The sequence below is a fragment of the Rhizobium sp. NPDC090279 genome (assembly GCF_044769665.1).
Lineage (GTDB): Bacteria > Pseudomonadota > Alphaproteobacteria > Rhizobiales > Rhizobiaceae > Rhizobium.
The window spans coordinates 196,608-214,467 of sequence record NZ_JBIVYI010000008.1; the positions used below are offsets into that span (position 1 = coordinate 196,608).

Sequence of the window (17,860 nt, forward strand, 5' to 3'; positions counted from 1 at the left end):
GAGCCTAGCTTCGCGAGAAGTTGGACGAGAGGTTTCTTCCCCTGCCTCCAATCCGGCCCCATCCGACACCTTGTGTCGGTAGCAGCAGCCCATCGTTTCCAATCCGATGGCGCTGCCCACCCCGATCGGTTGACCTCCGATCAAGACGAGAAGGATTCGGCGTTCCCTCCGAATCCTTCTCTTTTCGTTAGAGCCGCCTCTACTCCTCTTCGAATTGCCAAGACGTCTATCCCTTTGCATCGGGACGGAATGCCGCCACCCATGCTTTCAGCGCTATTGTGCACCCCGCATGCGGGCGGCCGAACCGGATCTATCGTCTGCCAAGTGTCCAGATGAGGTATGGCGCACCGGCGAATGCCGCAAACAATCCCAACGGCAGTTCGTAGGGGAATGTGACCGTGCGGGCTCCCAGATCTGCGACCACCATCAGGATCGCTCCGATCAGCCCGGAGGCGAGGAGCCTGCCTGCAGCCCGTTCGAAGCCGGCCCGTTCAGCAATATGCGGCGCCATCAGTCCAACGAAGCTCAAGGGACCTACGAGGAGCGAAGCCGCCGCCGTCGCGAGCCCGGCGGTTATCACCATGAGCGCGCGGACATTTGCAAGCGGCATGCCGAGCGCATGGGATGTCGCCGTTCCGAGTGGCAGGATCGTCAGCCATCGGGTCGAGGCCAGACCAGCGATCAGGGCCGCTACGATGAGCGCCGCCAGGAAGAGGGCGGTTCCGGGCGTGGTAGCGGCGGCCGAACCGCCGAGCCAGGCAAGGATCAGCCACGAACGCTGGTCGCCGACAGCAAGCAGTGCGCTGAGAATGGCGGAGCTGAAGGCGCTGATGGATATTCCAGCAAGCAGCAACCGCTCCGGCGGAAGATCTCTCCGATTGGCAAAGAGCGATACGACGAGCAGAACGAGGATCGCGCCGCTACCGGCACAGAGGAAGAGTTCCGGGCTGCCCGGATTCGCGAAGATACTGACCGCAACGGCAAAGCCGATCCCAGCGCCGCCGCTGACCCCCAAAACCTCGGGGCTCGCCATCGGGTTGACGGTGAGGCGCTGGAGGATTGCTCCCGCAATGGCAAGGAGGCCGCCCGCGGCCGCAGAAGCCACCAGACGCGGCCATCGCGCCGGGAGCAATTCCCAGAAGAGTTCGCCGCGCAACAGCATCCACCCGCCCGGCAGCCTCGTAATGACCAGCGCCGCTGCGGCGAGCAGCAACAGAAGCGCGAGGAGAAGAATGGCGCGCAGAGCGGATGCTCTGCGAACAAAACTGGTAGCAAGGGGTTGCGGCAGCTCGGCGCTTCTGACCTGCGGCAGCAGCCACAAGAGCAGCGGTCCGCCGATCAGCGCGGTGATCGATCCGGTTGGAAAGGTCTCGCCCGCAGAAGAGGCCAGCAGCTGGACCAGCCCATCGCACAGCCAGAGCAACAGGCCGCCCGCGAGAGGTGACAGAAGAAGAATTCCGCGAGCGGTCCGGATTCCGAGCAGCCGGACGAAGGCCGGGGCGGCAAGGCCGATGAAACTGACGAGGCCGACGGCGGCGGCGACGCCGGCACTCAATGCTACGGCCAGGCTCGCGATGGCGATGCGCATGCTCGTCAGGCTGATCCCCAGCGAGCGCGCACCGGTGTCGCCGAGGCCGAGCAATGTCAGGGGGCGGGCAAGCAAGATCGCTGCCGCCAGACCAAGGACCAGCTGGATGCCGAGCATCCCGGCGGTCGACCAGTCCTGCTGGCTGAGGGAGCCGCCGTTCCAGGTCACCAGCGACATCAGATATTCACCCTGTGACAATGTCATCGCCGCGGACAAGGCGCTGCAGGTGATGCCGACAAGCATGCCCGAGACCACCATCGTGACGGGTTCGAAGTCGCGGCGCCGGCCGAGCAGGAAGACGATTGCGGTGGCCGCCGCCGCGCCGAGGAGAGCGACGAGTGCCCGATAACCGTCGAGCACCGACGGGAAGAACAGGGTTGCCGTGACGATCGCAAGCTGTGCGCCGGAGGAGACGCCGAGCGTCGAGGGATCTGCGATCGGGTTTCTGAGCAAACGCTGCAGCAAGGCTCCCGCCAGCCCCAGCGCTGCACCCGCCAGAACCGCAACCGCAGCCCGAGGCAGGACCGCATAGGCCAGGATGACCTGCTGGATCGTCATCTGTCGGGGGTCGAAGGGGAGGGATGGCCAATCGGTCAATGGCAGGTAGCTGAGCGCCACCCAGAAAAACAGCCCCGTCGAGGCTGCAAAAGCCAGGAGCGGGACGGATAGGGCAATCGGCTTCGTCATGGCGTTTCTCCGGCAGAGCTCAACATCGCCGCTTTGAGAAGCCGCATGAACCGATCGGCGGCCAGGATGCCGCCATAGGGATTGATGTTGTCGAGCATGAGGACGCGGCCGGCGCGAACAGGCGCGAGAGACTGCCAGATGACGCTGTTCTTCAGGCCGCTGCGCGCCTCCACCGGAATTTCGGAGATGACGACGATCCGGGCATCCGGTTCGGCGGCCAGATTTTCGATCGGCACCGGTGCCGCGAACGTATAGCGCGACCGTTCCTTCCAGGCATTTCGCAGCCCCAGCCGCACGAGAATGTCGCCGAACATGCTATCGGCGCCGAAAATCCTCACATGCCTGCTGTCACCCACATTGATGAGATAGATCGGCCGAGCAGCGAAGGTCTGCAGGCTGTGGCCCGTCTCCTCGACGAGCGCGGCCTGTTCCCGAAGAACGTCTTGTCCCTTGCCCATCAGGCCAAGTTCTTTCGAGAGCGTCGACACGGCATCGAGAGCCTTCTGATAGGGCGGTTCCCCCTTGATATAGAAAGGAAGAGACAGGACGGGTGCGATCGAGCGATAGGTTGCCTCGTAGCGGGCATAAAACGGCGAGATGAGGATCAGTTCCGGCCGCAGCAGGCGCAGCAGTTCGAAATTCGGCGATCCCCGCAGACCAAGATCCGCGACGGCATCGTCCAATGCGGGCTCGACAGCATCCTTGCGGAACTGTACGAGCTCCGTCGCCGCGATGGGCATGACCCCGAGCGCGACCAGCGTCTCCAGCATCGCCCAGTCGATCGCCACGATGCGCTGCGGCTGCGATGCGCGCGATGTGCAGGGAACGGCAAAAGCCGCCAGCAGGGCGAGAGCCTGCCGGCGGCTGAAATGCGGAATGGGATAGTCCGTTACCATTGGAAGGTCAGCTTGCCCATGACGGTTCTGCCATCGCCATAGGTGCAGCCGAAGGAGCTGCAGCTCGCAACATAGTTCTTGTCGGCGATATTCTTGACGTTGAGAGATGCCGTCATGTTGTTCTTCTTGTAGTGGATGGCAGCGTCGAACAGGGTGACGCCATCGAGATCCAGCGTATTCCTGGTATCGCCAAAACGCTGCCCGACGTAGCGCACGCCGCCGCCGATGCCGAAGCCTTCAAGTGCGGTGTCTTCGCCGAAACTATAGTCGAGCCAAAGGCTGGTGGAGTTTTTGGGAACATTGTCCGGACGGTTGCCATCGTCGTTGCCGCTGACAATTTCGGCCTGCATGTAGGTGTAGGCAGCGCGCAGGTTCAGCCCGTCCGCGAGGCTCGTCACGCCTTCCAGTTCCACGCCCTTCACCCGAACCTCGCCAATTTGCTCCGTTGTCGTGCCGCCGCTCGGCAGGGCGACCGTCGTCGGGACGTTCCGCTGGCGCAGATCATAGGCTGCGATCGAGAAGAAGCCGTCCCAATCCGTCGGCTGGTATTTGATGCCGATTTCCACCTGCTTGCCGGTGGTCGGATCGAGAAGCTGGCCGGTCGATGGCACCGCAACCGGCTCGAAGGACGTCGCATAGCTGATATAGGGCGCGATGCCGTTGTCGAAGAGATAGCTGAGGCCGGCGCGCCCGGTGAGCTTCTGATCGTCCTTATCGAGCGACCTCGCCACGCCGTTCAGCCGGTTGGTCGATGTTCCCGTCGTGCTTGCCCAGTCCTGCCGCAATGCTGCGGTCGCACGCCAGTTCTCATAGGAAAGCTCGTCCTGGGCATAGATCCCGACCTGCGTCATGCGGGAATCGACGTAGGTGTCCAAGGTCCGTGAAATGAGCCGCACGGAGCCATAGCTCGGGTCGAAGGCATCGAGCGGCGTCGCGCGCCAGAACTGCGTGCCGACATTATTGTCGTAATATCTGTAGTCCAGGCCGAAGAGCGCCTTGTGCCCGACGGCTCCGGTATCGAACTCGGCAAGGAGGTTGTTGTCGACATTAAACGTGTTCAGCCGCTCGTCCTGGATCGTGGCATTGCGGTTGATCGTCCTGCCGTTTGCCGCCAGCCCCGCCGTCGACATGCCGAGCGCCTGGTATTTCCAGTCGAAGTTCTGGTAGCGAAGGTTCTGTTTGAACGTCCATGTGTCGTTGAGCCGATGTTCCAGCTCGTAGCCCAGATTGGTCAGCGTCCTGTTCGATCTGTCGTAACTGTCGTCGCCGACGAAGAAATCCCGCGACAGGCGGCGATCGCCCTTTCCATAGAGCGTGAGCGCGGCCGGCAGGCTTGAAGGCGTGCTCGGATTGTCGTGCTGGACGCTGGTCAAGATCGTCAGCTTCGTGTCTTCATCGGGCTGCCAGGTCACTGCCGGGGCGATGAAATAGCGATCGTCGTTGAGATTGTCCGTCTGGGCTCCGGCGGTTCTGACCAGTCCGGTCAACCGATAGGCGACGTCGGAATCCTTCCGGACGGGTCCGCCAAAGTCGAAGAAGGTTCCGTATGTGTCGTAGCTGCCGACCTGGACGCCGAACTCGCCGAAGCTTTCGAAGACCGGCCGTTTGCTCACCAGATTGATGATGCCGCCGGGGTTGCCCTGGCCATACATGACGGAGGCCGGGCCGCGCAGCACTTCGATCCGCTCGAGCATGTAAGGATCGATCGCCGGCGCGCCGGCGCTTCGCATCAGACGCAATCCGTTCAGATACTGCGCCTGCCGGCCGTCAAAGCCGCGGATGCGCGGAGAATCGAATCTCGGATCGGCGCCGAAGGGTTCGCCGCTGACACCGGGAATGTAATCGAGAGCCTGGCCGACGGTCTCGGCGTCCTGGGCTTTCAGCTGATCGGCGGTCACGACCGAGATGGACTGCTGCGTTTCGACCAATGGCGTACCGGTCTTGGTGGCCGTGGCGCTGGTCTTGGCGACGAAGCCTTTCACGGGAGCGGTCGGATCTTCATTCTTGGAGGATTGAATGAGGATCGGCGAAAGCGTCGTCGGATCGGTCTCTTGTGCGACTGCCGAGAAAAAGGGTGCGGTCAGAACGGTCGCCAGAGCCGTCGTCGACGCAAAATTGAGAAAGCGAAAAGAACCAGTCATCCAAACCCCACGCCGGTGCAAAACTGGACTTTTCTAATCATGTTATTTTCAGAATTCCAATAAATGGCGCTCGAATTTTTCATAACTTCTGCTTATGGAGTGGATGAATCGTCATCGCCTTGAATTCTTCAGCGGGAACGCGCCATGGCACGAATGGAAACAGGCTTCGAACTCCGGCACCTCAGATATTTTGTCGCTCTTGTCGAAGAACGGAATTTCGATCGGGCGGCGATCCGTCTCGGAATTGCCCAGCCGGGACTTAGCCAGCAGATCATGAGCTTGGAAAAGATCGTCGGCGCCTCGCTTCTCGACAGGAGCCGCAGGGCGGTGAAACTTACCCACTCGGGCGAGATCCTCTTTCAGGAGGCACGCAAGGTTCTCGCCCAGACGGACGCGACGGTCGCGGCGGTCCGCCGGGCGGGCCGTGGAGAGAGCGGCCGCATCTCGATCGGCTATGTGGCATCGGCCGCCTATTCCGGCGCGGTGGTTCGTACCGTTCGCAACTTCAAGCGGGATCACCCCGATGTCGAGATCGAATTGCAGGAAATGGAGCTTCGCCAACAGTTGCAGAGGATTGCAGACGGGCTTCTCGATTTTGGCTACATCCGGTCTCCGGCGCCGATCCCGAGCGGTGTGATCGTCCAGGTCATCCTCCGCGAGCCGCTGATGACAATCCTTCCCACCGATCACGCATTCGCCGGCCAGCCGATCGAAGATCTTTCTCGCCTGAATGCCGAGACGTTCATCACGCCGCGGCAGCCTCCGGAGGTCGGCTTTTATCGCAATACGCTGCAGGCTTGCCGGGAAGCGGGATTCGAGCCGGTCGTCAAAGCCATTGCCCATGACTTTACCGAAATAGCTTCCCTGGTCGGTATCGGTGTCGGCATCGCCCTCGTGCCTCAATCCATGCGCTGCGCGGATCTGCCGGACATCACCTACCAGCCGGTGGAGGGGATAGGGGCGACATCCGACGTCGCCATCGCCTATCGCAAGGGCGAAGGCGCGCCGGCAGTCAAAGCCTTCATTGCCGGGCATCGGGAACAGGTCCGGCGCTCCATGCCGTCTGAGACATGAACCTCGGAGGCAATGGCCGTCGGCAAGGCTTTGCGGCGCCGGCCTCGCTGAAGTAGCGAACCGGGGTTTGCCTGGGACGACGCCGGCCCGGTATTTTACCGAGGCTGCGATGGGAGAGGCGGAGCGGGAGGCGTTGAAGGCGCCTCACCTGAGGGACGAATCCGAGAAGCCGGACAATGCCGGACCATCGCGCGGGGCAGATATCGTCGATTTCGGGATGGTTGCTCGCCGGTGATGGACCTGACTTGACGGCACGGGCTCGTCTGCTGCGAATTTCGCTACCGCCTGCAAGAAGCGCAAACAGAGCGGAAGGAGGCTTGCCTGGTTCGGTCAGGACACGCGGGAACCTTTTGCCGCCCGGCGCTTTTCATTTGACGATCTCACGAACCATGTGGTTGTCACTTGTCGCGCTCATCTCCCATCGGCCAGCCACAAGCTCGAGCTCTCATCCCACTTGGATTTCTGAATTTCTTTATGGCCGATGTTCAAGCGGGTATCGGCCCGTTTCTCGGCGTCTTCCTTGTTGCCCATGGCTGGCAAAGCGGATCGATCGGCTCCGTCATGACCATCGGTGGGGTTGCGGGCATGGTAATGATGGCCCCGGCCGGAGCCTTCATCGATGAGACAAGGCACAAGCGCACATGCGTGATCGTGCTTGGCATCTGCACGATCCTCGCTTCGATGATCATATTGGTATCGCAGATCTTCTGGGTCGTGGCATTGTCGCAGGTTGCGACCGCCGTCGCAGGCGCCGCGATCGGACCGGCCCTCAACGGCATCACCTTAGGAATTGTCCGGCAAGCGGGCTTCAATCGGCAGAATGGCTACAATCAGGCCTTCAATCATGCCGGCAACCTTGTCGGCGCCGGGTTGTCGGGATGGCTCGGCTGGATGTTCGGGCTTACAGCGGTGTTCTGGCTGGCCGCCGTCTTTGGCGTGCTGACCGTCATTTCCGTGCTGATGATCCCGCCCGATGCGATCGACGATGACGAAGCGCGCGGCGCGACGCTTGCCGCCACCTGTCCGCAAGGAGAGCTGGAGCCCGTAGGGCACCGAAAGCCGAGCCGTTTCAAGGTTCTTGCCGAGTCGAAGCCGCTGCTCATCCTGGCTGCTGCGCTTGCATTGTTTCATCTGGGCAATGGCGCGATGCTGCCGCTGTTCGGGCTCGCCGTCGTCTCCACCAAGCAGGCCGATCCCGCGGGCTTCGTCGCCCTGACCGTGGTCGTGGCGCAGGGCACGATGATCATCACCTCGCTGATCGCGATGCATATGGCGGAAAGAAGGGGGCAATGGCTCGTGCTGCTGGTTTCGTTCGTCTCTCTGCCGATCCGCGGCTTCGTGGCGGCGCATCTGATTACGTCCTGGGGCGTCTATCCCGTTCAGGTTCTCGATGGTATCGGTGCGGGTCTGCAAAGCGTCGCCGTTCCGACGCTTGTCGCCCGTATCCTGAATGGGACCGGTCGCATCAATGTCGGCCAGGGCGTCGTGATGACCATGCAAGGGGTCGGTGCGTCCTTGAGTCCGGCGATCGGCGGCTGGCTGGCGCAGGAGATCGGTTACGGCACGATGTTCATGATCCTCGGCAGCTTTGCCTTCGGATCGATTGCGCTTTGGGTCGGCTTTCATGGCGTGCTGCGGGTGGCTGCGTCTGTGCCGGATGGTCCAATCAATTCAGCTTTACAGTCGCCCGGCCGCTCGTGAGGTCCTGGATGTTGTCGACGACCTGATCGATAATCGAGGCGTTTATAATCAAGCTGAGCACGGCTCCAGACCCGGTGAAGCGTTCTTCCAGAACCTGCACGCCTGCTTCGGCGAGAAGCTTCGCCTTCACCAGAGCGAGATGGGAGAACTGCACGTCGATCGTCGCTGCGACGGTTGGGAGAATTTCTCTTTTCTCCGCGCCTTGAAGACATATTGCGGCGGTGCCGCCATAGGCACGGATCAACCCGCCGGCGCCGAGGAGCGTGCCGCCGAACCAGCGCGTCACGACGACGGCCACCATGTCCAATTCCTGACCGTCGATTGCCTGGAGGATGGGTTTGCCCGCCGTCCCGCTCGGCTCGCCATCGTCGCTGAAGCGATAGTTCTGGCCAATGCGCCAGGCCCAGCAGTTGTGATTGGCATCGATGATCGAGTGCCGTGCGACAAACGCCTTCGCGGCCTCCATATCGGTGATGGGAGCGGCCGTCGCCGCGAAACGGCTTTTCTTGATTTCCTGATTGGCAGTGGCGATGGAAACAAGCTCAAACATATGGCTTCTTAGCCAATTTCCCACCCGATGCGAAGAGGCCGTCGCCGCCGTCCGGGAGGACATGCCGTTGCGTGCCACCGGGTGAAATGAGGTTGATCCTTGCCGCCTTTGCGATCCTGATATGCACCGTTCCGCTCCAGGAAGGCCAGTCTGCGCCGGTGAAGATCGGTGCCTGCGCCACGCCTGCCGGCATACTGGTCTGGGTCGGCCGCGGCGCAGATCACGGAAGGTGTCCAAGACCCTTGGCGGCGGAGCCAAAGCTCATCGATCGTGAGATTTCGGCGGGGAAGCTCTGCCTCATTGGCGTGAGGCAGAGCAGGGAGCCTCAGCGGCGCCTCGTGCGAAACTCGATTGGGGGCGTAAGTATTCGCACGCACACAATTTACAACGGGTGGCTGAAACGTAGCTGAGGACCTGGCTGCAAGTCTCATCGACCTGCAGCCAGGATTGCCTGTTGTCGCCGATTATTTCGCTGCGGCTCTCGCCATGCCGGCCTGCAGGTCAGCCTCGTCGGCAACGATGGATGCCGCCTCGTTCTGCAGGATATCCTTTGCGCTCTTGCGGGCCTTTTCGATGGCGATATCGGCGCTCAGGCTGCGCTCATTGGCCTGCAGGCCATCGTCTTCGCCGGTATCGACACCATCATTGGCCTGCCCGCGCGATTTCAGACGGTTTGCCTGGGCGGTCAGCTCGTTGCGACGTTCGGTTTCGTTGAGAGAGATGACTTTCTTGTCGCGCTGCTCCTTCAGCGTGGCGATGTCTTCGACGAAGCGCTGATAGTCGGGATCGTTCTGCACGCGAGCGTCATGGCGGCTTTGCAACTGCGGCAGCAGTGCACCGATGTCGCCCCAGGGCTTGTACTTTGCGGGCTTTACTTGTGTCCACGGCAGCGCGTTGTCGTAGCTCGACTCGCCGAAGGTCTTGAGGTCCGAAAGTCCCGGCAGGCTGATATCCGGCGTCACGCCGCGCAGCTGCGTCGTACCGCCGTTGACGCGGAAGAACTGCGCAACCGTCAATTTCAGCTCGCCGAATTTCGGCTTCGAATTATGCGCCACCTGATCGAGATTGACCACGGTTTGCACCGTGCCCTTGCCGAAGCTCGGTTCGCCGATGATCACGCCGCGACCGTAATCCTGGATCGCCGCGGCAAAGATTTCGGAGGCCGATGCCGAGCCGCGATTGATCAGCACGCCGACCGGGCCGGTCCAGGCCGGAGAGCTAAGATCATCGCTCTCGACCTCGACTTCACCGCCTGCGTCGCGCTGCTGGACGACCGGCCCTTTGCCGACGAACAGGCCTGTCAGGTCGATCGCTTCCGCCAATGAGCCGCCGCCATTGTTGCGCAGGTCGATCAGGACCCCGTCGACCTTGTCCTGCTTCAGTTCACCAAGGAGCTTGGCGACGTCGCGGCTGGCGCTGCGATAGTCCTTGTCGCCCTTTCGCCGCGCTTCGAAATCTTCATAGAAAGCCGGCAGGGTGATCACGCCGATCTTACGGGTGGCATCGCCATCCTTGACCGACAGGATCGTCTGCTTGGCGGCCTGCTTGTCGAGGCTGATCTTGTCGCGCACCAGGCTGATGACGTGATGCTTGCCATCCGGTCCGGCATCCGCCGGCAAAATGTCGAGGCGCACGACAGAACCCTTGGCGCCGCGGATCATCTGCACGATTTCATCGAGCCGCGTGCCGACAACTTCCTTTATGGGGCCGTCTTCGCCTTGACCGACGCCGGTGATGCGGTCACCGACCGCAAGCTTGCCGGACAGTTGCGCCGGGCCGCCGGCCACGAGCTCGCGGATCGTCGTATAGTCGTCTCGTTCCTGCAGTACCGCGCCGATGCCGACCAGCGAGAGTTTCATTGAAATATCGAATTCGGCCGAAGCAGTCGCACCGAAATAATCGGTATGCGGGTCGACTGATGTCGTATAGGCGTCCATGAATGTCTGGAAGACATCGTCGCTCTTGTATTTGTAGGCGCGGTCGAGGGAGTTTTCGTAGCGCTTGTCGAGCGTGTCGCGGATGGAGGCATCATCCTTGCCCGCGAGTTTCAGGCGCAGCCAGTCGTTCTTGACGCGTTTGCGCCAGAGATCATTGCTTTCCGCTTCGCTCTGCGGCCAGGGCTCCTTGTCGCGGACGAGCGAGTAGTCTTCCTTGGTGTTGAAATCAAGCTTCTGGTTGAGCAAGCTGCGCGCATAGGTCATGCGGTCGACGACCCGCTGCTCATAGACGTTGAAAATGGAAAACGGAATATTCAGGTCTTCCTGGTTGATCGCATCGTCGATCTTGGTGCTGCCTGCCATGAACTTGTCGATATCCGACTGCAGGAAGAGAACACGATCCGGATCGAGGGACTTGATGAAGCGATCCATGATCCTGGCCGACAGGACGTCGTCCAGCGGAATGGGCTTATAATGGAAGCGCTGCAGAAATTGCGCTGTCAAATGCGCGGCTTGCGCCTGCTGCGGCAGCGGTGTCAAAACTGGTGGCGAGCCGGCTTCCAGAGCATATGCCGACGGAGCAAGTGCCAGGAACAGGCAGAGGAAACCATATTTCATACGCATCAAGTCTTGGCCCGATTCTCAACGTTAAATGTTCAATCTATAATCTAGGTGGAACAATTATGGTTTTTTGGCAACCAGACAGATGCTTTCCTTCGGGAAAGATTTTCGAAACATTTGCGTGAAGCAAGTTTGACGACGGACAATTCTCTCCTCCGGTCGGCTTGAAATTGCCGATGGATCAGGATCGCGACGGCGCTCAATGCAGCGGCAAGGACGCGCGAATTCCACCAAACGGGCTGGAACTGTCTGGCAAGGGCAGGAGTCGGCGAGACCGCAGGCCGCCGATCGCGGTCACATTGACCGTGATGTCGCATGACCATCAATACGTTTACAATGGATGAGCAAGCGGCTTTGCTTTCCACATCATAGGAGCGCGGTATGACGATGACGATGCATAAAACGTCTCTTTTGAATGGTCGCGTCGTTCATCGATCCGATCTTGGCAGCGTCACGCAAGTCAATGCCGACGATTTGCCGATCATGAAAGGGCTTTCGATCAAGCGGCTGATCCTGGCGCCGAATGCGATCCGGGCGCCGCATTGGCATGCCAACTGCGTGGAGCTCGGCTATTGCTTCGCCGGTGAGGCGGTCGTGACGATTCTGGGCACGGGGGACTTTTATTCGGTCTTCAAGATTGGCCAGGGACAGATGTTCCACATCCCTTCGGGTGCGTTGCACTGCATCGAGAACATCGGCGCGACGCAGGCGGAGTTCGCCATTGCCTTCCGGCACGAGCGGCCGGAGGATTTTTCGCTGCAGGGAACCTTTGGCGCAATGAGCGACGCCTCGCTCGGCAATGCCTATGGCCTGCCTGCCTCCGCTTTCGGAGCAATTCCAAGAACGACTGATGGTGCCTATTTGATTCGGCGCGAAGGTTCGCCGGCCGTGCCCAGCGATGCGACGCGCAAAGCGCAGCACAAATTCGACATCGAGGCGCAGCCCGCGATGATCCATGCCAGCTACGGCACCGCACGTCTGGCGCGAGCGCAGTTCTGGCCGGCGCTGACGGATATCGCCATGTATTCGCTGCGTCTCACCGATGCTGGCATGCGCGAGCCGCATTGGCACCCCGAAACGGCGGAAATGGGCTATGTCCATTCCGGTCACGCACGCATGACGATCCTCAACCCGGATGCAACCACGGACACATGGGATCTTGCCCCGGGCGATGTCTATTTCATTCCGCGCGCCTATCCGCATCATATCGAGGTGCTGGGCGGAGAAGAAGTGCATTTTCTCATCTTCTTCGATCAGCCCATGCCGGAGGATATCGGTATCCGCACGATACCTGCGGCATTCGCCCCTGAGGTGATGGCGGCCACGCTTGGCGTGCCGTTGGACAAGCTGCCGAACTTTCCGCGGATCGTCGATGACCCGTTGGTCGTCGAGCGCGTCAATCCGCAGAGCAAATGAAGCGGCACCTTGAGCGACTCAAACCTCTGGACCTCTCTCTTTTTGCTCTAGACTAGCCGATCCTTGGCCAGATGATAGAAATACATGGCGCCGCGCTCAAGGATATCGTCGTTGAAGTCGTAGGTCGTGGTGTGGAGCCCCGCGCTGTCTCCATTGCCGATCAGGACATAGGCGCCGGGAACCCTTTCGAGCAGAAACGAGAAATCCTCGCTTCCCATCAAGGGAAGGTCGAGATCGGCAAAGGCGTCCTCGCCGAAGCGCCGAACGATGGTGGATTTTGCCGCTTCCACCGCTTGCCCGTCGTTGATGGTCGCGGGATAGCCGACCTGCCAGTCGAACGCGATATCGGCGCCATAGCTTCTCGCCTGAAACGTCGCGATCTGCTCGACGCGGCTCCGTATCTCCTCGCGCAATTTCGGGTTCATCGCCCTCATGCTGATTTCCAGCACAGCGGTATCGGGGATGATGTTGGAGGCCGAGCCTGACAGGAAGGCTCCGACGGTGACCACAGCCGGCTGGTGCGGAGAGGCATTGCGCGACACCAGTGTCTGAAGCGCCATGACGATGCTCGAGCCGACGACCACGGGATCGACGGTCAATTCCGGTTGCGCGCCATGGCCGCCCTTGCCCTTGACAGTCACCGTCACCACGTCGATCGAGGCTGCGATCGGCCCGGCGCGGGTCGTGAAGGTTCCGGCCGGAATGCCCGGCCAGTTATGCAGCGCGAATACCTGATCGCAAGGGAAGCGCTCGAACAGGCCGTCCTCGATCATCAGCTTGCCGCCGCCAAAATTCTCTTCGGCCGGCTGGAAGATGAAACGCACGGTGCCGGAGAAGCCTTTATCCTGCGAGAGCGCCCAGGCAGCCCCCAGAAGCATGCTCGTGTGGCCGTCGTGGCCGCAGGCATGCATGGCGCCCGGATGCTGGCTGGCATAGGGAAGATTGGTTTCCTCCTGCATCGGCAGGGCGTCGAAATCGGCGCGAAAGCCGATGGCGTGATTGCTGTTGCCGGCACGAAGGGTCGCAACGATGCCGGTCTTGCCGAGGCCGCGCGTGATCTCGAAGCCCCATTTCTCGAGCTGCGCGGCAATGAAATCCGAGGTCTTGAATTCGGAAAGCCCGATCTCGGGCATCTGATGCAGCCGGTGCCGGATCTCGACAAGCTCTGGCAGGAAATTCTGGAAATCGATGTCGCTCATGGTAGTCCTCATGCCATCCGGAGAAATTGGCGAAGTCGCTCGGATTGCGGGTTCCGCATGATGCTGTCGGGAGCGCCCCGCTCTTCGACCAGGCCCTTGTGAAGGAAGATTACTTCGCTCGAAATGTCGCGCGCCAGCGCCATCTCGTGGGTCACCATCACCATGGTGCGACCCTCTTCGGCCAGCTTCTTGATGACTTGAAGCACTTCGTTGACGAGTTCGGGGTCGAGCGCCGACGTCGGCTCGTCGAACAGCATCACTTCCGGCTTCATGGCGAGCGCCCGGGCAATCGCCGCGCGTTGCTGCTGCCCGCCTGACAGTTGCGCCGGATACTGGTCGCGCTTCGGCGTGATACCAACCTTGTCCATCAAGAGCTCAGCTTCGGCGATCGCTTGCCTGCGCGAGGTGCCGAGGACATGGATCGGGCCTTCGATGATGTTTTCGAGGATCGTTCTGTGAGACCAGAGATTGAAGCTCTGGAAGACCATGCCGAGCCGCGTGCGAATATGTTCCAGCTGCCGGGGATCGGCAGCATGCATCCTGCCGCCCCGCGAGGGAGCCGTGCGGATGATCTCGCCGGCGACCGAGATTTCGCCCTTGTCCGGCGTTTCGAGGTAGTTGATGCAACGAAGCAGGGTGCTCTTGCCCGAGCCGCTGCTGCCGATCAGCGAGATCACATCGCCCTTGCGGGCTTCGAAGGAGATGCCCTTCAGGACTTCGACGCTGCCGAAGCTCTTGTGTATGTCTTTTACCGAGAGTGCAGTCTCGACCATTTCAATTCCTCCCGAGGCTTTCAAGCTCACACCCGAGCCGCGCGATAGCGCGTCATGCGGAACTCGACGACGTTCATGATCCGGGTCAGGATGAAGACCACGGCGAAATAGATGATGCCGGCAGCGATCAGCGGCTCGAAGATCAGCAGCGACTGGCGTTGCAGCATGCGGGCCGTTCCCATCACTTCCAGAACGGTGATCGTCGAGGCGAGCGACGTCGTCTTTAGCAGAATGATGAGATCGCTCGTCAGAACCGGCATGCAATGGCGGAATGCCTGCGGCAGGGTCACGCGACGAAGGATGGTCCAGGGTCTCATGCCGACCGAAAGCGCCGCCTCGATCTGGCCGCGCGGGATCGCCTGGATCGCGCCGCGGATGACCTCGGCATTGTAAGAGGCCTGGTTCAGGCTGAGTGCGGCGATCGCATACCAGAGGCCATCACGCAGATAGGGCCAGAGGAAACTGTGGCGGACCCAGGTGCCGGGGAGCACCTGACCGAGGCCGTAGTAGATCAGATAGATCTGCACCAGCAAAGGCGTGCCTCGGAAGGCGAAGGTGAAGGCGAAAGCCGGCCAGGCGAGCAGCCTGTGCTTCGACAGGCGGGCGAGCGCCGCCAGCGTGCCGATCACGAGGCCGAAGATGCCGGCCGTTGCGGTCAACAGCAGCGTCAGCGGCATCGCCTTGATGAGGGCGGGCAGAAAGGAAATGACGTTGGTGATCGTTTCCATCAGCGGTGCCCCCGGTTCAGGTGGTTTTCGATGCGGCTGATGATGAAAACGGAAACCAGGGTGATGAGCAGGAAGAGCAGAGCGGTCAGGCCGTAGAAGAGAATGTACTGCTTGGTGCTCGCAGCGGCGCGGTAGCCCGTGTAGAGCAGCTCGCTAAACGAGCCGAGCACCGAGATGATGGCGCTCTCCTTGGTGATGGACAGCCAGAGATTGCCCATTCCGGGCACGGCATGACGCATCATCTGCGGCAGCACGATGCGGGTCAGGATCTTGCGCGGCCGCATGCCGATCGACACCGCCGCCTCGATCTGGCCGGGCGGCACCGCAAGATAGGCCGACCGGAGAACCTCGGTCATGAAGGCGCCGGAGACGAAGGCGAGTGCGATGATCGCCGCCCAGAACGGGCTGAACTGGAAGCCCGCATCGACGAGGCCGGCATATTTCAGGAAGCGCTCGGCGCCACTGGCGACGGAGAAGTAGAGTAGGAGGATGACCAGCAATTCCGGCAACGAGCGCACGACGGTCGTGTAAAGGCCGGCGATAAAGCGAAGCGACCGACGCTGCGAAAGCTTGCCGGCAGCTCCGAGGAAGCCGAAAATCACCGCGACCATGTAGGAGATGATCGATACCTGGAGGGTCATCAGCAGACCCCAGGCAAAATTTGCGCCCCAGCCTTGCGGCCCCCAGCCGAGCAATTGCCAATATGTGTCCATGCGTTCTACCTGCTCGATCCGGCTTTGCTTGTGGCGGTCAGCCGGATGGCCCTTGGTGTTGCCGGAATGCGGGATCAGGCGCCGTCTGGCCTGCGAAGCTGCAATGAAGCCGTAGAAGTGATATTCGACGGAAGCAGCCGGGCAAGCCGGCGCGACGTCCGGGCGCGGCCGAGGCCACGCCCGGTATCACGCGATTACTTCTTGTCGAAGATCCACTTGTCGACGAGCTTTTTCGTCGTGCCGTCCTTGTCGAGTTCGGCAAGAGCCGTGTTGACCTTGGCAAGCGTATCGGCATCACCCTTGCGGATGGCATAGGCGACACCTTCGCCAAGGGTGGTGTTCTTCGGCACTGTGAGCTTGACTTCGTAGTCGGCGCCGGCAGCTGTCTTCAGGAACGTCTGGATGTAGAGATCCGGGATCAGGACATAGTCGACGCGGCCGGCAACGAGGTCGGCAACGGAGTTGTCGGCGGTGTCGTAGCTCTTGGCTTCGGCGCCCTTCAGGTATTTCGCGACATAGGCGGCCTGGACGCTGGAGGTCTGCACGCCGATGATCTTGCCCGACACGATCGACGGATCGATGATCTTGCCCGAACCGTCGGGCGCATCGACCGTGGCGATCTTGGCGCTGTCGGACTTGGCGCCGACGAAGGAGGTGCCTTCCGTATAGTAAGGCGTGCTGAAATCCACGACCTTGCGGCGGTCATCGGTGATCGAAAAGGCGCCGATGATGAAATCGACCTTCTTCTCGTTCAGGGACGGGATGAGGCCATCCCAGGCCATTTGCTTGATTTCGCACTTTACCGGCAGTTTTGCGCAGACGGCGCGGGAGAGATCTGCTTCGAGACCTTCCCATTCGCCAGATGCATTGACCTCGGTAAACGGCATGTAGGGTTCGGGCGTCATGCCGAGACGGATGGTGTCCTCGGCATGAGCGAGGCCGGTCGACAATAGAAGCGCGACACCGGCAATGATTTTCGATTTGAAGCTGTGCATGCTGTCCTCCCAGTTTATTTTTGAAATTGTTTAGCGGCCGTTGCGGTACCAGCGCAGCGACATGCAGGATAGGCCCGCATCGATCTTGCCGATCTCGGTGGTCTTCATCGGCACGACCTTATAGCCAAGCTTGTCGAGCATCTCGATCGTGCGCGGGAAGTCCGAGCCGACCATGACGACGTCGTTGACGCGCAGCGCATTGGCCGCCGGCTCTTCGCCTTCCGGAATGATGATCTGCTTGAAATCCTTGAAGACGCCGGAGCGGGCGAGACGGGCGGTCGAGAGCACGCTTTCGTCGTCGAGAAGCGAGCAATCGGTCTTGAAATGCAGCACGCCTTCGGGGGTTGCCACGATTTCTGCCTTGCGTCCGAGCTTGGCGATGCAGGCGGAAAGAGCTTCCGCTCCAACCTTGTCGGTGCGTGCGGAAAGGCCGATCATGACGCTCTTCGGCGTCGTCAGAACGTCGCCGCCATCGGCAAAGCCCGGGGTCGGCAGGTCGAGCACGGTTTCGAACATGTCGCGCAGCGTCGGGGTGATTTCGGCCGTCTCGCCGACGCGGCTGATCGCACCGGGGCGAAGCAGGATTGCGCCTTCGGTAAAGACGAGTGCGGGGTCTTCGACGAAGATCGAGTCCGGGAAGACTTCCAGTGCCGGAAGGATCGTCACTTCGACACCGGCGTCGCGCATTGCGGCGATATAGGCATCGTGCTCGGCCTTGACGCCGTCATAGGTCGGGTTGCCGCGATCGTCGGCGCGCAGGCCGTTGACGACCGAGCGCGAGGGCTCGCGCACGATGACGGAATTGAAGTGGTAGACTGATCTTGCTTGCGACATTTCCAAG

The 17,860-nt window shown here is 61.1% G+C and carries 14 protein-coding genes; 3 read left to right on the forward strand and 11 right to left on the reverse strand.

All coding sequences use genetic code 11. The annotated features are described in order from the left end of the window. Positions 1–310 precede the first annotated feature (310 nt). From fhuB to ACIQWP_RS20895, 3 genes are read right to left on the reverse strand one after another with little or no spacing between them, the layout of a single operon-like run. Positions 311–2,275: a Fe(3+)-hydroxamate ABC transporter permease FhuB gene (gene fhuB / locus ACIQWP_RS20885; protein ID WP_402791488.1), complete on the reverse strand. Its 1,965-nt coding sequence runs from the start codon at positions 2,273–2,275 to the stop codon at positions 311–313. Next, positions 2,272–3,171 carry an iron-siderophore ABC transporter substrate-binding protein gene (locus ACIQWP_RS20890; RefSeq protein ID WP_402791491.1) on the reverse strand — a complete coding sequence of 300 codons (900 nt, stop codon included), beginning with the start codon at positions 3,169–3,171 and terminating at the stop codon, positions 2,272–2,274. Before ACIQWP_RS20890 ends, fhuB begins: the two co-directional genes overlap by 4 nt. Then, positions 3,165–5,312, reverse strand: a complete 2,148-nt coding sequence (locus tag ACIQWP_RS20895) for a TonB-dependent siderophore receptor (protein ID WP_402791494.1) — start codon at positions 5,310–5,312, stop codon at positions 3,165–3,167. The genes ACIQWP_RS20890 and ACIQWP_RS20895 overlap by 7 nt, the downstream gene beginning before the upstream one ends. Positions 5,313–5,456: 144 nt before the next feature. Between ACIQWP_RS20895 and ACIQWP_RS20900 the strand changes: the two genes are divergently transcribed. Continuing rightward, positions 5,457–6,386: a LysR substrate-binding domain-containing protein gene (locus ACIQWP_RS20900; RefSeq protein ID WP_402791496.1), complete on the forward strand. Its 930-nt coding sequence runs from the start codon at positions 5,457–5,459 to the stop codon at positions 6,384–6,386. Positions 6,387–6,860: 474 nt separating this feature from the next. Beyond that, positions 6,861–8,087: an MFS transporter gene (locus ACIQWP_RS20905; protein WP_402791498.1), complete on the forward strand. Its 1,227-nt coding sequence runs from the start codon at positions 6,861–6,863 to the stop codon at positions 8,085–8,087. On the opposite strand, the gene ACIQWP_RS20910 is transcribed toward ACIQWP_RS20905, so the two are convergent. Both ACIQWP_RS20910 and ACIQWP_RS20915 read right to left on the reverse strand, forming a co-directional pair. Beyond that, positions 8,053–8,637, reverse strand: coding sequence for an IMPACT family protein (locus ACIQWP_RS20910; protein WP_402791500.1), 585 nt, complete (start codon positions 8,635–8,637; stop codon positions 8,053–8,055). The genes ACIQWP_RS20905 and ACIQWP_RS20910 overlap by 35 nt on opposite strands. A gap of 464 nt (positions 8,638–9,101) precedes the next feature. After that, positions 9,102–11,198, reverse strand: a complete 2,097-nt coding sequence (locus tag ACIQWP_RS20915; RefSeq protein ID WP_402791503.1) for a carboxy terminal-processing peptidase — start codon at positions 11,196–11,198, stop codon at positions 9,102–9,104. Positions 11,199–11,582: 384 nt separating this feature from the next. On the opposite strand from ACIQWP_RS20915, the gene ACIQWP_RS20920 reads away from it, so the two are divergent. After that, positions 11,583–12,611, forward strand: coding sequence for a cupin domain-containing protein (locus ACIQWP_RS20920; RefSeq protein ID WP_402791506.1), 1,029 nt, complete (start codon positions 11,583–11,585; stop codon positions 12,609–12,611). A 47-nt stretch (positions 12,612–12,658) separates the two neighbouring features. On the opposite strand, the gene ACIQWP_RS20925 is transcribed toward ACIQWP_RS20920, so the two are convergent. The 6 genes from ACIQWP_RS20925 to ACIQWP_RS20950 all read right to left on the reverse strand — a co-directional run bounded on the left by ACIQWP_RS20925 (position 12,659) and on the right by ACIQWP_RS20950 (position 17,853). Then, positions 12,659–13,810, reverse strand: coding sequence for a M20 aminoacylase family protein (locus tag ACIQWP_RS20925; RefSeq protein ID WP_402791509.1), 1,152 nt, complete (start codon positions 13,808–13,810; stop codon positions 12,659–12,661). Between the two features lie 8 nt (positions 13,811–13,818). Beyond that, on the reverse strand, positions 13,819–14,583 hold the full coding sequence (locus tag ACIQWP_RS20930) for an ABC transporter ATP-binding protein (protein ID WP_402791511.1): 765 nt from the start codon (positions 14,581–14,583) through the stop codon (positions 13,819–13,821). 26 nt (positions 14,584–14,609) lie between these two features. Next, entirely contained in the window at positions 14,610–15,311 is a 702-nt protein-coding gene (locus tag ACIQWP_RS20935; RefSeq protein ID WP_402791513.1) for an ABC transporter permease, read from the reverse strand. Then, positions 15,311–16,024, reverse strand: coding sequence for an ABC transporter permease (locus ACIQWP_RS20940; RefSeq protein WP_402791515.1), 714 nt, complete (start codon positions 16,022–16,024; stop codon positions 15,311–15,313). Before ACIQWP_RS20940 ends, ACIQWP_RS20935 begins: the two co-directional genes overlap by 1 nt. A gap of 194 nt (positions 16,025–16,218) precedes the next feature. Beyond that, a complete protein-coding gene (locus ACIQWP_RS20945; protein ID WP_402791517.1) occupies positions 16,219–17,019 on the reverse strand; it encodes a transporter substrate-binding domain-containing protein in 801 nt (266 codons plus the stop codon). Between the two features lie 30 nt (positions 17,020–17,049). Continuing rightward, entirely contained in the window at positions 17,050–17,853 is an 804-nt protein-coding gene (locus tag ACIQWP_RS20950) for a dimethylarginine dimethylaminohydrolase family protein (protein ID WP_402791520.1), read from the reverse strand. Positions 17,854–17,860: the final 7 nt, after the last annotated feature.

What these genes read in the sequence shown, in the direction of transcription:
- ACIQWP_RS20890 (WP_402791491.1), bottom strand. Translation starts at nt 3,171, where the DNA reads ATGGTAACGGACTATCCCATTCCGCATTTCAGCCGCCGGCAGGCTCTC.
- ACIQWP_RS20895 (WP_402791494.1), bottom strand. Translation starts at nt 5,312, where the DNA reads ATGACTGGTTCTTTTCGCTTTCTCAATTTTGCGTCGACGACGGCTCTG.
- ACIQWP_RS20925 (WP_402791509.1), bottom strand. Translation starts at nt 13,810, where the DNA reads ATGAGCGACATCGATTTCCAGAATTTCCTGCCAGAGCTTGTCGAGATC.
- ACIQWP_RS20935 (WP_402791513.1), bottom strand. Translation starts at nt 15,311, where the DNA reads ATGGAAACGATCACCAACGTCATTTCCTTTCTGCCCGCCCTCATCAAG.
- fhuB (WP_402791488.1), bottom strand. Translation starts at nt 2,275, where the DNA reads ATGACGAAGCCGATTGCCCTATCCGTCCCGCTCCTGGCTTTTGCAGCC.
- ACIQWP_RS20945 (WP_402791517.1), bottom strand. Translation starts at nt 17,019, where the DNA reads ATGCACAGCTTCAAATCGAAAATCATTGCCGGTGTCGCGCTTCTATTG.
- ACIQWP_RS20940 (WP_402791515.1), bottom strand. Translation starts at nt 16,024, where the DNA reads ATGGACACATATTGGCAATTGCTCGGCTGGGGGCCGCAAGGCTGGGGC.
- ACIQWP_RS20905 (WP_402791498.1), top strand. Translation starts at nt 6,861, where the DNA reads ATGGCCGATGTTCAAGCGGGTATCGGCCCGTTTCTCGGCGTCTTCCTT.
- ACIQWP_RS20950 (WP_402791520.1), bottom strand. Translation starts at nt 17,853, where the DNA reads ATGTCGCAAGCAAGATCAGTCTACCACTTCAATTCCGTCATCGTGCGC.
- ACIQWP_RS20900 (WP_402791496.1), top strand. Translation starts at nt 5,457, where the DNA reads ATGGCACGAATGGAAACAGGCTTCGAACTCCGGCACCTCAGATATTTT.
- ACIQWP_RS20930 (WP_402791511.1), bottom strand. Translation starts at nt 14,583, where the DNA reads ATGGTCGAGACTGCACTCTCGGTAAAAGACATACACAAGAGCTTCGGC.
- ACIQWP_RS20920 (WP_402791506.1), top strand. Translation starts at nt 11,583, where the DNA reads ATGACGATGCATAAAACGTCTCTTTTGAATGGTCGCGTCGTTCATCGA.
- ACIQWP_RS20915 (WP_402791503.1), bottom strand. Translation starts at nt 11,198, where the DNA reads ATGCGTATGAAATATGGTTTCCTCTGCCTGTTCCTGGCACTTGCTCCG.
- ACIQWP_RS20910 (WP_402791500.1), bottom strand. Translation starts at nt 8,637, where the DNA reads ATGTTTGAGCTTGTTTCCATCGCCACTGCCAATCAGGAAATCAAGAAA.